This window comes from Paenibacillus sp. E222, from assembly GCF_013401555.1.
Classification (GTDB): domain Bacteria; phylum Bacillota; class Bacilli; order Paenibacillales; family Paenibacillaceae; genus Paenibacillus.
This window is the reverse complement of record NZ_CP058552.1, coordinates 6,007,912-6,022,514: the sequence shown is the minus strand read 5'-3', so window position 1 is coordinate 6,022,514 and position 14,603 is coordinate 6,007,912. Positions and strand designations below refer to the sequence as shown.

At 45.7% G+C, this 14,603-nt stretch carries 14 protein-coding genes; all 14 read left to right on the top strand.

Annotated features, from left to right (window positions below; translation table 11 throughout):
- Positions 1-19 precede the first annotated feature (19 nt).
- The 14 genes from HW560_RS26670 to pgsA all read left to right on the top strand — a co-directional run bounded on the left by HW560_RS26670 (position 20) and on the right by pgsA (position 14,519).
- Positions 20-1,699: a ribonuclease J gene (locus tag HW560_RS26670; RefSeq protein WP_090896050.1), complete on the top strand. Its 1,680-nt coding sequence runs from the start codon at positions 20-22 to the stop codon at positions 1,697-1,699.
- A 214-nt stretch (positions 1,700-1,913) separates the two neighbouring features.
- A complete protein-coding gene (locus HW560_RS26665; protein WP_371129122.1) occupies positions 1,914-2,687 on the top strand; it encodes a ClpP family protease in 774 nt (257 codons plus the stop codon).
- Positions 2,684-2,914 carry a YlzJ-like family protein gene (locus HW560_RS26660; RefSeq protein WP_090896053.1) on the top strand — a complete coding sequence of 77 codons (231 nt, stop codon included), beginning with the start codon at positions 2,684-2,686 and terminating at the stop codon, positions 2,912-2,914. The genes HW560_RS26665 and HW560_RS26660 overlap by 4 nt, the downstream gene beginning before the upstream one ends.
- Positions 2,915-3,004: 90 nt before the next feature.
- Positions 3,005-5,734 carry an FtsK/SpoIIIE family DNA translocase gene (locus tag HW560_RS26655; protein ID WP_179265153.1) on the top strand — a complete coding sequence of 910 codons (2,730 nt, stop codon included), beginning with the start codon at positions 3,005-3,007 and terminating at the stop codon, positions 5,732-5,734.
- Between the two features lie 188 nt (positions 5,735-5,922).
- Positions 5,923-6,753, top strand: a complete 831-nt coding sequence (sleB, locus tag HW560_RS26650; protein ID WP_090896062.1) for a spore cortex-lytic enzyme — start codon at positions 5,923-5,925, stop codon at positions 6,751-6,753.
- Positions 6,754-6,879: 126 nt separating this feature from the next.
- Positions 6,880-8,160, top strand: a complete 1,281-nt coding sequence (yfmF, locus tag HW560_RS26645) for an EF-P 5-aminopentanol modification-associated protein YfmF (protein ID WP_090896065.1) — start codon at positions 6,880-6,882, stop codon at positions 8,158-8,160.
- A 3-nt stretch (positions 8,161-8,163) separates the two neighbouring features.
- A complete protein-coding gene (gene yfmH / locus HW560_RS26640; RefSeq protein WP_179265152.1) occupies positions 8,164-9,444 on the top strand; it encodes an EF-P 5-aminopentanol modification-associated protein YfmH in 1,281 nt (426 codons plus the stop codon).
- 1 nt (position 9,445) lies between these two features.
- Positions 9,446-10,216 carry an elongation factor P 5-aminopentanone reductase gene (gene ymfI / locus HW560_RS26635; protein WP_076289541.1) on the top strand — a complete coding sequence of 257 codons (771 nt, stop codon included), beginning with the start codon at positions 9,446-9,448 and terminating at the stop codon, positions 10,214-10,216.
- 174 nt (positions 10,217-10,390) lie between these two features.
- Positions 10,391-10,654, top strand: a complete 264-nt coding sequence (locus tag HW560_RS26630; protein ID WP_063566361.1) for a DUF3243 domain-containing protein — start codon at positions 10,391-10,393, stop codon at positions 10,652-10,654.
- Between the two features lie 197 nt (positions 10,655-10,851).
- Positions 10,852-11,619, top strand: coding sequence for a DUF3388 domain-containing protein (locus tag HW560_RS26625; RefSeq protein ID WP_024630282.1), 768 nt, complete (start codon positions 10,852-10,854; stop codon positions 11,617-11,619).
- Between the two features lie 66 nt (positions 11,620-11,685).
- Complete coding sequence (locus HW560_RS26620; RefSeq protein ID WP_179265151.1) at positions 11,686-12,726, top strand: helix-turn-helix domain-containing protein; 1,041 nt, start codon at positions 11,686-11,688, stop codon at positions 12,724-12,726.
- 67 nt (positions 12,727-12,793) lie between these two features.
- Positions 12,794-12,964 (top strand): hypothetical protein, encoded by a 171-nt coding sequence (locus HW560_RS26615; RefSeq protein WP_157258470.1) that lies wholly within the window; start codon positions 12,794-12,796, stop codon positions 12,962-12,964.
- 152 nt (positions 12,965-13,116) lie between these two features.
- Positions 13,117-13,608 (top strand): YajQ family cyclic di-GMP-binding protein, encoded by a 492-nt coding sequence (locus tag HW560_RS26610; protein WP_017689115.1) that lies wholly within the window; start codon positions 13,117-13,119, stop codon positions 13,606-13,608.
- Positions 13,609-13,931: 323 nt separating this feature from the next.
- Positions 13,932-14,519: a CDP-diacylglycerol--glycerol-3-phosphate 3-phosphatidyltransferase gene (pgsA, locus tag HW560_RS26605; protein ID WP_063566359.1), complete on the top strand. Its 588-nt coding sequence runs from the start codon at positions 13,932-13,934 to the stop codon at positions 14,517-14,519.
- Positions 14,520-14,603: the final 84 nt, after the last annotated feature.

Genomic DNA, 14,603 nt, shown 5'->3' with positions numbered 1-14,603 from the left:
ATAGGAGGTTTAGATTCATTTGTCTAAGAAAAATAACAACGATAAACTGATGATTTTTGCTTTGGGCGGCGTAGGCGAGATTGGTAAAAATATGTACGTCATCCAATACGCTAACGACATTGTAGTCGTAGATGCTGGTCTTAAATTCCCGGAAGAAGATATGCTTGGAATTGACATTGTCATTCCTGACATTTCTTATCTGACTGAAAACCGTGACAAAGTAAGAGGTATTATTTTGACTCACGGACATGAGGATCATATCGGTGGTCTGCCATATGTTCTGAAACACTTGAATGTTCCCGTTTACGGAACAAAGCTTACTCTCGGACTTGTGGAAAACAAGCTGAAAGAAGCCAATTTGCTGGGTGAAACAAAACGCATCCTGATTGATGCGGATTCCGAGATCCAACTCGGCTCTGTATTGAAAGCAACGTTCTTCGCTACTAACCATAGTATTCCGGACTCCGTCGGCGTATGTGTCGAAACACCGGAAGGCGCTGTTGTTCATACAGGTGACTTCAAATTTGACCACACTCCAGTCAATGGTCAATATGCAGATCTCCAGCGTATGGCACAAATCGGAACGAATGGCGTACTTGCCCTCTTGTCCGATAGTACTAACGCAGAGAAACCTGGATTTACACCTTCGGAGAAAAATGTGGGTATCGTTCTGGAAGATATCTTCCGTAAAGCAAGCCAACGTGTTGTTGTAGCAACGTTTGCTTCCAACGTACACCGGATTCAACAAGTTATCAATGCAGCTGAAGTAACTGGACGTAAAGTCGCAGTTATTGGACGCAGTATGGTAAATGTGGTGGGTATTGCTTCTGAACTGGGTTACCTTGAGATTCCAGACGGCATGATCATTGAGCCGGAAGAAGTAGGCAAAATGGCTGCTGACCGTGTAGTAATTCTCTGCACAGGTAGCCAAGGCGAGCCAATGTCAGCATTGACACGTATGGCTCGTTCCACTCATCGTAAGGTAGATATTCTGCCTGGGGATACAGTAATTATCGCGGCAACACCAGTTCCGGGTAATGAGAAATATGTAGGCCGTACGATTGACGAACTGTTCCGTTTGGGTGCCAATGTGCACTACAGCGGTGCAAACAGTGGCGTTCACGTATCCGGTCACGGTAGCCAGGAAGAGCTCAAGCTGATGCTTAACCTGATGAAACCGAAATACTTCCTGCCGATTCACGGTGAATTCCGTATGCAGCGCCGCCACGCGGTACTGGCTGAGTCTGTAGGTATTGATCCAGACAACATTTTTATTACGGATATCGGTGAAGTGGTAGAAATTCAAAACGGAGCTGCACGCAAGGCAGGTAAAGTTACTGCAGGTAACGTGTTAATCGACGGTTTGGGTGTAGGCGATGTAGGTAACATCGTATTGCGTGACCGTAAGTTGCTGTCACAGGATGGTATTCTGGTTGTCGTGGTAACACTGAGCAAACAGGATGGCAAAATTGTATCCGGTCCGGACATTATCTCTCGTGGATTTGTCTATGTACGCGAATCGGAAGGACTGCTTGATGAAGCCAATCGCATCGTCAGCAGCACATTGCAGAAGTTGATGAGTGAGAACGTTAACGAATGGGCTTCACTCAAAACGAATGTTAAAGATGCTCTCGGACGCTTCTTGTATGAGCAAACTCGTCGTAGACCGATGATTTTGCCAATCATTATGGAAGTTTAAAATAAATCAAACAAAAACATAAATTCAGGCACACAGTCGCCCCTTCTCTACGAGTAATATTGGACGGTTCCTCGTAGAGAAGGGGCTTTTTTTGTTGTTTTCTGGCCCAACACCAGATTCTGGAGAAATTGATGGTAATGGGGTATAAGTCAGCTGGAACATTCCCCATACTAAGGAAATACATTACATGTTTCTGGAGAAGGGGATTAATCGAATGAGTGAATACATGAAAAGCAAGCAAACACCCAAATCGGAACAACCGGGCACCGAGGCACCGGAAGTGCCGGCACAAGAGGAAAAGACCATGTCTCCGGTAACGGAGGCCATTCAGCAATTTGGACAAACGCAGTCACCTGCAGCTGAATCAAACATTTTCTGCATGACCATTATCGGTCAGGTGGAAGGGCATTTAATTTTACCACCGCAAAATAAAACAACAAAGTATGAGCACATCATTCCGCAGCTGGTTGCAGCAGAACAGAACCAGCGAATTGAAGGCATTTTGATCATTTTAAACACGGTAGGAGGAGATGTGGAGGCGGGTTTGGCTATTGCCGAAATGATTGCTTCACTTAGCAAACCTACCGTTACCGTCGTCATTGGAGGAGGACACAGCATTGGGGTTCCAATCGCGGTTGCTTCAACCTATTCCCTGATCGCGGGTAGTGCAACCATGACCATTCATCCGATCCGTATGAACGGACTCGTGATAGGCGTGCCTCAGACGTTTGAATATATGGAGAAGATGCAGGAACGTGTCGTAAGATTTGTTACGTCGCACTCCAATATCTCGGAAGAAATGTTCAAGGAATTGATGTTTAAGACCGGTGAACTCAACCGCGACATTGGAACAGCTGTGGGTAGCGCAGATGCGGTCAAATACGGATTAATGGATGCCGTAGGCGGGATAGGCCAGGCCATCGCCCAGTTGAATCAGCTTATAGGAGACAAAAGACAGACACTGCAGGCAGGGGGTTACACCCAATGACACTTTACACCGTGATGCCGCCTGAACTGCTGTGGTCAGGGATGTGGAATGAGGGAGAAGACACCCGGGAGATTAAGGTGAACGGATTATTGATGCAGGTCCGACCTGTTAATGAACAAGAGGCTGTCATTGTACGTTTGCTTGAATGCCCCTTGGAAGCTTATCTGAATCCAGCCAATATGCCCGGATCGATCGTTCCGCTTTCGGGTAACCCGGGACCAACATAACGCGACGAAATAAGACAAATTGAGAAGAAAAAGAACATATGTACGGATTATATTTGTATGGTATAATATTCTTCTGGGGGTGACCTGATTTTGGCCAGAAGAAAAAAGAGGAAAAAAAAGGCCGCAGCGTTTAGTGGCGTTTTAAAATATGAAATTTACGGCATTGTGCTTATTACCCTTGCCGTCATTGCTTTGTCGGGTGAAGCAACCGTAGGACGCTCGCTTTCCAAGATGTTTGGATTAATGCTTGGCAAGTTCTATTTTGCGATTCCGCTTATCGGGATTTATTATGGCTTAATGGTGATGATTCATCGAAAATGGCCTAGTGGTTGGACAACGCGCAAGACAGGGCTTGTATTACTGGTGTTTGCCTTAACCCTGATGAGTACCGTCTCTGCCATGCACCAGAAGCTTATTCCGGTTGGAGCCCTTGAGCCTGGTGCTGTACTTACACAGATACATAATGATATGCAAACCGAGCTGCTCACGCCTGCTGCGCCAGGCGAACGGGATTCAATGCTCAATAAGGACATTAGCGGCGGTTATATTGGAGCGGCGCAATTTGCCTTGTTCTTGTGGTTGTTTGGCAGCTTGGGGGCACGATTGATTATGATCGTGATGTTCATTATCAGCTTCATGCTGGTTACCAATCTTTCTTATGTCGATTTGATTCGCATTTTCAGAACCAAAATATGGGATGCAGGAAGTGCGATGTACAAAAAGCTGGAGGCTAGACCGTCAGCACGAGCCGTTTCAAGTTCTGCGGGCAAGAAAAACGGGAATGTCCGCAAAGTGGTTCCTGTTCCAGTGAACGATGAGGAAGATGATGACGATGATCTGCAGGATCAGCAGCTACCGAAACGAAAAGCCCCGATATTTTTCCAACTCTTTGGAAAATGGGGTTCTGATCGGACGAAGAATGAGCGTGGTTTGGACGAGGATAATTCTTTAGACACGGAACATGTTGTCTACCGAGCTGAGCAGGAACCTCCAGCAGATTCATGGCATGACGAGCCAATCATCGCATCCGATGTAATGGCTTCCGCAGCAGTTCCAGTGCAATCAAGACCTAATTCGGCTCCAATCATCCGTGACTTCTTTGAACATGTCAGATCCGAGGATGCGAGTAAAGATGATGATCTGGATGATGCGTATCCTTTCCCAGATGATCTAACGGATAATATGCAGACAGATGAGCTTCCAATCAAGATTTCAGATGAACTTGTGGATAACATGGAGTGGCCTGGAGCGGCAGATGCCGGAACAGATGGGATGGATGCTGTTGAGGGTAGTTCAGACGTTGCATCTACGTTGAGCAATGCGGCTCAAGGATTGGATGCTTCGGATACGGAGGGGCAGGAAGTGCAGCCTGTTAAGCCGCCTCCACCACCTCCCAAGCCATATAAACTTCCATCGTTCAGGCTTCTTTCGAAGCCCAACAACGGAGGTAAGGGCGGCGACCAGAAGGACTATATGCAGACTGCACGCAAGCTGGAAGCAACGCTGGAAAGCTTCGGTGTTCGCGCCAAAGTACTTGAAGTCGTCAGAGGGCCTGCTGTTACACGATATGAGATCCAACCGGATATTGGTGTGAAGGTGAGCAGAATTGTAAGTCTGACAGATGATATTGCATTAGCCCTGGCGGCAAAGGATATCCGGATGGAAGCGCCAATTCCCGGCAAATCCGCTATCGGTATTGAGGTACCGAATGGAGAGGTATCGGTTGTAACGATGCGGGAGGTCATGGAGACAGCTACATTCCAGGAAGCCGAATCCAAAGTGACCATTGCATTTGGACGGGATATCTCTGGGCAGACGATTATCGGTAATCTGGCTCGTATGCCCCATTTGCTGGTGGCTGGTGCAACAGGTTCAGGTAAATCAGTATGTATCAATGGTATTATTACCAGCATCCTGTACAAAGCGAAGCCGGATGAAGTGAAGTTTCTAATGGTAGATCCCAAAATGGTCGAGCTGAACGTATATAATGGTATTCCGCATCTGATGGCACCGGTCGTAACTGATCCTAAGAGGGCTTCACTTGCTCTCAAAAAGATCGTTGTTGAGATGGAGAAAAGGTATGAGCTGTTCTCCAAATCGGGTACACGTAACGTTGAAGGCTATAATAATCTGATGAAAGACAACCCAGCGGCGGTTTTGCCTTATATTGTTGTTATCGTGGACGAGCTGGCTGACCTCATGATGGTTGCCGCGGGTGACGTGGAAGATGCGATTGCCCGATTGGCTCAGATGGCGCGTGCAGCCGGTATCCATCTGATCATTGCCACACAGCGCCCTTCTGTGGATGTTATCACTGGTGTAATCAAAGCCAACATCCCTTCCCGGATTGCCTTCGGTGTATCCTCTCAAGTGGATTCCCGAACCATTCTGGATATGGGCGGGGCCGAGAAGCTATTGGGTCGGGGAGATATGCTGTTCATGCCTATGGGAGCTTCGAAGCCGGTTCGTGTACAAGGTGCTTTCATGAGTGATGAGGAAGTTGAAAATATCGTGAATTACGTGCGTGGTCAGGGTGAAGCGCAGTATGACGAATCCCTTGTGCCTGAGGTGGATGATTCCGTTCAGGCAGCAGATGAAGTACAGGATGAGTTATATGAACAGGCGGTGCAGATTATTTTGGAGGCGAAGCAAGCCTCGGTTTCTCTGCTTCAACGCCGAATGCGAGTTGGTTATACCCGTGCAGCACGTTTGATTGACTCCATGGAAGCCCGAGGTGTGATCGGTCCTTACGAGGGTAGCAAACCACGGGAAGTACTCATCTCACTGGAGCAGTATCAACAGAATAAAATTAGCTCGTAATACACTGGCACGTGCAAATGATTAAAGCCCTCAACCTTATTGGTTGAGGGTTTTTTGCATGTCATTTGACTGAAGATTTGCCATGATGTCCAATGATCGGAGGATTTGGTGCATAGGAACGAAGTATGGTTGTCATAATAACCTTAGCGATTCTGTTAATCCCACAAGAGAAAGGTAGAGCACAGTCGATGCGAAAAATGAACATATGGCTTTTCACTGCTATTTTGCTGATGTCCGCATTGGGAATTCGTTATTTGCTTCCTGGGAATACAGCAACCGATAGTCCAAACCCAAGTTCCCCGCAGGTCGAAGAAAAGTCCTTACCCACCTTTAGCACCAATGCTGTGAAATATGGAAGTTATGGTCAGGATGTATACGAGCTTCAAGGCCGGCTGAAGTATTTGGGATTTTACAATGGTAAAATTGACAGCAATTTTGGCAGCAGTACACTGAAATCGGTCAAATGGTTTCAATCTGAATTTGGCATGAAGGTAGACGGTGTGGTCGGAGCCAAAACGAAGCTGAAGCTGTATAATGCTTCAAAACAATGGTCGCCAACAGAAACACCGCTGCACAAGGATCAAACTTCAGGAGATAGTGGCAACAATAACAATACTGCGGATAAAGAGCAGGACAATATGGGCTCAGCCAATTCCATGGGGTTGTCGGAGAACGAAATCAAAATTATGGCTAACGCTGTATATGGTGAATCTCGCGGAGAGCCGTTTGAAGGTCAAGTGGCAGTAGCCGCAGTTATCCTAAATCGCGTTAAATCGCCGAGTTTCCCGAACACCCCATCTGGAGTAATTTTCCAGCCAGGTGCGTTCACCGCCGTTGCAGACGGCCAGATTTATCTGGAACCGAATGCACAAGCTAAAAAGGCAGTTGAACAGGCGATAAATGGTTGGGACCCATCCGGTGGATGCCTCTATTATTTTAATCCGAAGACAGCTACATCCAAATGGATCTGGACACGTCCTCAGGTAAAAACAATCGGGCAGCATATATTCTGTATGTGATGATCTTGGAAGCAACCAGAAGGCGTGACTTCGGTTGCTTCTTGCCTTTTGAATGGGTTAAAATGGTTGTTACGTTTAAGCTTCACTTATTGCACGATAAATGACGCCGTAAAGGGGTTTTGACATTTGAATACATCAGGATTTGAACGAGGAAACCGGAAAGAATTCCGCATACATGTTCTTCCTACGAAACGTTTTAAGACATTTGCAATCTCACTTTACGCAGGGGTTCCCCTGCAGGAAGATACGGTAACCAAAGTAGCCTTAACACCTTTTGTGCTTCGGCGCGGGACCGAATCCTATCCGGAAACAACGCAATTTCGAGAACAGTTGGAACATTTGTATGGAGCGGGTTTTGGCTTTGATGTCTATAAACGTGGCGATTACCAGATTGTACAGTTCCGTATGGATACCATTAATGATTCCTTTGTTGGCGGGGACGAGCAGCTGTTGGATCGTTCTTTTGCTTTTCTCGGGGAGGTGCTCACACGCCCTGCACAGGAGGATGGACATTTTCGGACCTCATATGTACAAGCTGAGCGGGAGACTGTTCGCAAAATGCTGGAGTCCATCGTCAATGACAAAATGCGTTATGCTGCGGAACGTAGTATTGAGGAGATGTGTAAAAACGAGCCGTATCGTTTGCACCCGCTTGGTGAGCGCAAGGATTTGCCCGGCATTGATCCAGATACATTGACAGCCTCGTACCAGGAATGGTTGCAGCAAGCCAGTATGGACTTGTATGTGGTGGGAGACACCACGCTGGAAGAGGTAGAGAATCTGGTGCAGCGTTATTTCAATGTTGAACGTACGATCTCTTCCGACTATCACACACAGAAAGCTATTCGTGGAGATAAAGAAGTGGAAACCGTTGTAGAACGGCTTAATGTGAATCAGGGTAAGCTCAATATGGGACTTCGCACGTCAATTACTTATGGTGACCCGCAGTATGCAGCAGCATTGATGTATAACGGCATTCTCGGAGGATATCCGCATTCCAAACTGTTCGTTAATGTTCGTGAAAAAGAAAGCCTGGCGTACTATGCCTCTTCCCGTTATGACGGACATAAGGGTATTGCAACGATTCAATCCGGGATAGAAATCCCCAATTATGAAAAAGCCGTCAGGATTATCAAGCAGCAGCTGGATGAAATGAAGAATGGAAATATCACTGACCTGGAGATGTCTCAGACCAAGGCGATGATCCGTAATCTGCTCAAGGAAATGCAGGATTCTGCATTTGAGCTGATTGCTTATGATTTCAATCGACAGTTATCCGGCAAAGAGCGGACCGCCGAGGAACTGCTGACCCAGGTAGAACAGATCAGCAAAGAAAATGTTCGTGAGGCGGCAGAGAAATTCCGTCTGGATACGATTTATTTCTTGCGTGATGAGAAGGGGGAATAGTCGGTGGAGAGCATAACATACGATCGTTTGCAGGAAACGCTGTATTACGAAGTGATGGATAACGGGCTGCATGTTTATATTTTGCCTAAACCGGGTTTCCAGAAAACATATGCCACATTTGCTACTAAATACGGTTCGGTCGACAATCATTTTAAGGTTGAAGGGCAGGAGGAAGTGAAGGTTCCGGACGGAATTGCTCATTTTCTGGAACACAAAATGTTTGAAGAACCAACTGGTGATATTTTTGCCACATTTGCTTCTCATGGTGCTTCTGCCAATGCCTTTACCAGTTTTGACCAGACGGTTTATTTGTTTTCGGCGACGGAACATGTCAATGAAAATATACAAACATTAGTTGATTTTGTGCAAAATCCTTACTTCACCGATCAGAATGTGGAAAAGGAAAAAGGGATCATCGCACAGGAAATTAATATGTATGCGGATAATCCGGATTGGCGCGTTTATTTTGGCCTGATTGAGGCGATGTATCAGAAACATCCGGTGCATATTGATATTGCGGGAACCGTTGAATCCATTGGCATCATAACCAAAGAAACGTTGTATACGTGCTACAACTCTTTTTATCATCCAAGCAATATGCTTCTGTTTGTCGTGGGTGGAGTAGACCCGCAGGAAGTGATCGATATGGTTCGTTCGAACCAGGCGAAGAAAAATTACAAGCCTCAAGGGCAGATTGAGCGAATATTTGAACCGGAACCTAAGCAAGTGGGAGAAGCCAGACGTGAATCCAAATTGGCCGTTTCCCTGCCCAAATGTTTGTTTGGTTTTAAGGAAACCGATGTGGGACTCACTGGAGAAGACCTGCTGCGCCGGGATATGACAACCAAACTAATGTTGGATCTATTGTTTGGTTCCAGTACTCCGCTATTTCAAAAATTGTATGATGAAGACCTGATTTCGGACAGCTTTGGGCATGAATATAACAGTTCGACGCAATATGCTTTTTCGGCTATTGGCGGGGACACCAAAGACCCGGATCAACTGCTTGCCCGCATCCGTGAAGAAGTCGATGCTATTGTGGAAAAAGGATTTGATGCAACCGACTTTGAGCGCGCACGCAAAAAGAAAATAGGTGGATATTTGCGCATGCTCAATTCACCAGAAAACATTGCAAATGAATTTACGCGGCAGCAATTCCGTGGTGGTGATTTTTTCAACATGCTCCCGTTGTATGAATCGCTTACACTGGAAGAGGTAAACCGCAGATTGAAAGAGCATATTCGTTGGGATCAACTGTCGATATCGCTTGTCGTGAGTCCTTAATATGGAGAGGGGAACAGGACAATTGAAGCCAATTGGAGAAATGACGGTACTTGTAACAGGCGCGAGTGGAGGCATTGGAGCAGCTATCGCAGAGCGTTTTGCCAAGGTGGGCATGAATGTAGTGATTCACTATATGAAATCGCATGAAGCAGCTAATGAAGCGGCGAGAAGGTGCATGGAACAGGGCAGTGGTAAAGTCATGACGGTGTCTGCCGATCTTCGCAGCCGGGAACAAATTGAACGTATGCGCGAAAAGCTGGAATCACACGGGCTGATGCCGGATATTCTGGTGAATAATGCAGGGATATCTCATTATGGAATGCTGTCCGATGTTACGGAAGAAATCTGGGATGAAGTGATGGCAATTAACCTGAAAGGCACGTTCTTGTGTACACAGGAAATGATGCCTCACATGATCTCCCAAAGATACGGTCGAATCATAAATGTGTCATCTATCTGGGGATTGTCGGGTGCCTCTTGTGAGGTGTTGTATTCTACTACCAAAGGCGGTGTAAATGCATTCACCAAAGCTCTTGCCAAAGAATTGGCTCCATCTGGCGTAACGGTGAATGCTGTAGCTCCGGGTGCGGTTCAAACATCCATGCTGAACCATCTGGATCAGGATGAACTAAAAATGCTGGAAGAGGAAATTCCGGCAGGAAGACTTGCCCAACCAGATGAAATCTCATCACTGGTCTACTTCCTTGCCCTTCCCGAGTCTGGCTACATTAATGGGCAGATTATAAGTCCAAATGGTGGCTGGCTCACGTAATATATGGGGTGTGAATTTAATTTTGTTTTCACTTCGAGGTAGTATCCTGATGGAAATGTATGATTCGAAGATGATCTTCGATTAATTCCAAAAAGCTCGTATATAAAATGTCCGGGAAGCACATATTACAACTGTTGATTTTAAATCTCATGCGTCAGCTAAGGAGGATTTATCATGTCAACAGAAAAAACGGTGCTCACGAGTTTCGACACTTGGAAGAAGTTTTTGGGTGACCGAGTACAGCAAGCAGAGAAGATGGGGATGAATGAAGAAACCATCAACAAACTTGCGTATGAAATCGGCGACTTCCTGGATGAGAAAGTAGATCCGGCGAACCCTTCCAACCGGGCATTGAAAGAACTATGGGAAGTCGGCGACGAGGATGAACGTCGTACGATTGCGTGCCTGATGGTCAAATTGGCCAAACAAAACGCATAAGATTAACGATGGAAAGCTCCCGCAAGGGGGCTTTTCTCTAATGATTACACATTGATTACAGACCTGTTCTTGTAATTCATTTTCATTTTATATATCATTAACGTGACCCATTTTTAGAAGATATCTCAGATTGTCGTCCAATGGACGCGTTCTGTTACTGTCGAATAATGTGGAATAATGCTTTACGGGGTGTTTAAATGGAATCTAAACAATGGTATATGGAGTATAAAATACATAAGAACAGACCTGGCCTTTTAGGGGATATCGCCTCTATGCTGGGGATGCTTGAAGTAAATATATTGACCATCAACGGTGTTGAAGGCAAAACCCGGGGGATGCTGCTGGAATCGGATGATGACGAGAAGATTCGTCTGCTGGGTGAAATGCTTGGCAAAGTGAACAGCATAACTGTGTCTGCTTTGCGTCAACCGAAACTGGTCGATATTTTGGCTGTACGGCATGGTCGCTATATTGATCGTGATTCGGATGATCGCAAGACATTTCGTTTTACGCGGGACGAACTTGGGTTACTTGTGGACTTTTTGGGTGAAGTATTTAAGAGGGAAGGAAATCAAGTCATTGGTTTGCGTGGAATGCCGCGTGTAGGCAAAACGGAATCCATTATTGCAGGCAGCGTATGTGCAATGAAGCGCTGGACGTTTGTTTCCTCCACACTTCTTCGTCAAACCATAAGAAGCCAGATGTCCGAGGACGAATTGAATCCAAACAATGTGTTTATCATTGACGGAATTGTCAGTACGATTCGTTCAAGCGAACGCCATTATAATCTGTTACAGGACATCATGACGATGCCAAGTACCAAGGTTATTGAACATCCGGATATTTTTGTGCAGGAGTCGGAATATGATTTTAATGATTTTGACATTATTATTGAACTGCGCAACAATCCGAATGAAGAAATTATTTATGATACGTTTACGGCCAGCTACACCGACGAACTGTAACGCTCCGTACGGGATCATGAAATAGATAAGCAACAACCATAGAGATAAACATAAGGAGGAGATGGCATGTCTGAACTGGGTCAGCAGTTAAGAGAGGCCCGGCTGCAAAAAGGGATGAGTCTTGACGATGTACAGGAAATGACTAAAATTCGCAAGAGGTATTTGGAGGCAATAGAGGCAGGAGACTACAAAGTGCTGCCTGGCAGCTTCTATGTGCGTGCATTTATCAAAACCTATGCGGAAACGGTGGGACTAAATCCTGATGAGCTGCTGGAGGGACATAAGAAAGATGTACCTGCAGAAGAAACGGAAGCAACCATGGAGCCGGTTATTCAAAAGCGTTCAAACCGCCCGGTAGAGCGCAGTAACCGTTGGATGTCTGTTGCGCTGATGTGGACTTTTCCGGTATTAATTCTTGTGCTGTTGTACGTGTATGTAGTGATGAACAAGGATGATTCGGATACACAAGGGCTGGATCAGACCAAGATCACAGACAGCCAGCAGCTGCCTCAAGATAAACCGGATGAGCCTACAGATAATGGTCAAGCTTCTAATCCGCCAGCTAATGAATCAGGTAGCGGAGAAACGAATGAAGGCGAGGCTGGCGGTAACGGCGGCGGAACGGCAGAGGGACAGACTGACGGACAAACGGATGGCCAAACGACGGGCGAAAATGAAGAGAACCCAACAGAAAATCCCCCAGCTTCTGTAACTGTGGCTGAAGACGGAAAATCAGGCAATATCACGAACTTTAAAGTGAACGGCAGCGCAGGGCAGCCTGTGACGGTTACGATTAAAGCAACGGGGCATAGCTGGCTGGAAGTATACAAGGGCGAGAACTCTAGTGGAGAGAAGTTGGAGTATGGCAACACCGCTGATGGAGACAGTTATACTTTTGAATTGGACAGTGCAGGAATGTACATTAAGTCCGGTTACGCTGCAGCGACCACAATTGAGGTTGCAGGGCAGGTTGTGACAGACGGGAAAGCGACGAACCGCATTCGGTTAAGGCTTGGTGAGGATACATCCTCAATAGGTAACGATAGCACTACGTCGAATGAAACAGGAAGCACTACCGAAGGAAGCACCAACACTAGCGGCGAATAACCAAAGTTTCTACAGGAGACACTAACCATGTCTTAACTTGCAGTTAACTTTTGGTGAAGTGAGGTGGATGGCTGTGACAGTCAGCTGGATCGTAACAGGTTTGGGGATCATTGTCAGCCTCCTGGGTTATTACTTGACTCCAACTGCCTGGGGTTACGGAATTTTGGGCTTTGGACTTGCACATGTGCTTCTGGGTGTGCTTGACATGTTCAGACAGCCTAATCGCAGCCGTTATTAGAAGGGCGCCGTACGGCGAGCATTTTTGGCAACCATTTCAAGTGGCAGCCAAAAATGCTTTTTTATTTTGAAAAACCTCATAAAATTAGACTTTTGCTTGGCGTATCCTCTATAATGTTACAGAACATATGATTAACTGAAAGGGTGACTGGTTTGAGTTCAGAAAATTCATTTGATATCGTGTCCAAAATGGACTTGCAGGAATTGACAAATGCCGTTACACAAACGGAAAAGGAAATTGGCACGCGTTATGACTTCAAGGGCAGCAAGAGCAGTCTGAAACTGGATAAGGATGCGTTAACGATCGTATCTGATGATGAGACCAAACTCAAGGCTGTCATCGATGTACTTCAATCCAAAATGGCTAAGCGGGGTTTACCTTTAAAAAACATTGATTATGCAAAAGTAGAGCCTGCTTCGTCAGGTACAGTCAGACAGCGTTTGAATTTCAAGCAGGGGATTGATCAGGATATCGCTAAAAAAATCAATATTTTGATTCGTGACTCCAAGATGAAAGTGAAGAGTCAGATTCAGGGAGATCAACTCCGGGTAACAGGTAAAAGTAAGAATGATTTGCAAGCAGTTATGCAGCTGTTGAACGGTGCCAATCTGCCTCTGGACCTGCAATATACAAATTTCAAATAATATCTCCTTTTTGTAGCTAGACGTGTTTTTTGACACTGCAATTGGCGTATATTATACTAAGTGTGCATTGCTAGCAGATAAGCATCAAAGCCCAGTCATCATCGTTTGCTGACTTTGTGAAAAGCAGTACATCTTCTGGAAGTCACCGGAACGTTTAAAACGGTTTTGCGTTTGAACGGTTGACTTTATTTTTTGCGTTTTTACATAGTGAGAGCACTTTTAGTGCTGATTGACAGTGAAACTGTAAATTTCATGTTCCGGATGATGAATACGGGATTAAGATGAATGTTTGGAGTAATGGAGGATAAGAGGGAGGGCGTCTTGTGAATTTACCCAACCGGATTACGCTTGCACGAATTTGCTTAATCCCTTTTTTGATGGTGTTCCTGCTCGTAGATTTTCCGTTCTATCCAGAACCGTTGCAATTGGGAAGCTTATCGCTTCCGTATAATCAATTGATTGCTGCTGTCATTTTTATCATTGCAGCAAGCACGGATGGAATTGACGGCTATCTGGCTCGGAAAAATAATATGGTCACCAACCTGGGGAAATTGCTTGATCCGCTGGCTGACAAATTGTTGGTTACCGCGGTGCTGATTTCACTTGTGGAAATGGGTAAGTTGGATTCCTGGATTGCTGTGGTCATTATTAGTCGTGAGTTCGCTGTTACCGGCTTGCGTCAGATTGCATTATTGGATGGTTCGGTTGTTGCAGCAAGTGCCTGGGGCAAACTGAAGACCGTCGTGCAAATTGTAGCGATTGTGCTGCTGTTGTTGAATAATTTCCCGTTCTCATTCACGGGTATTCACATGGACGTTATTGCTGTTTGGGCTGCAGCGATTATTACGATTTGGTCAGGCATTGATTACTTTATCAAAAACAAAAATTTGCTTCATTTATCGAAAGCTTAACGTTTGAGGTTAAATGGATAAGCATGAAGAAATCATTGGTACGAAGGGCAATAGGAAATCATCCTATTGCCCTTTGATCACTCA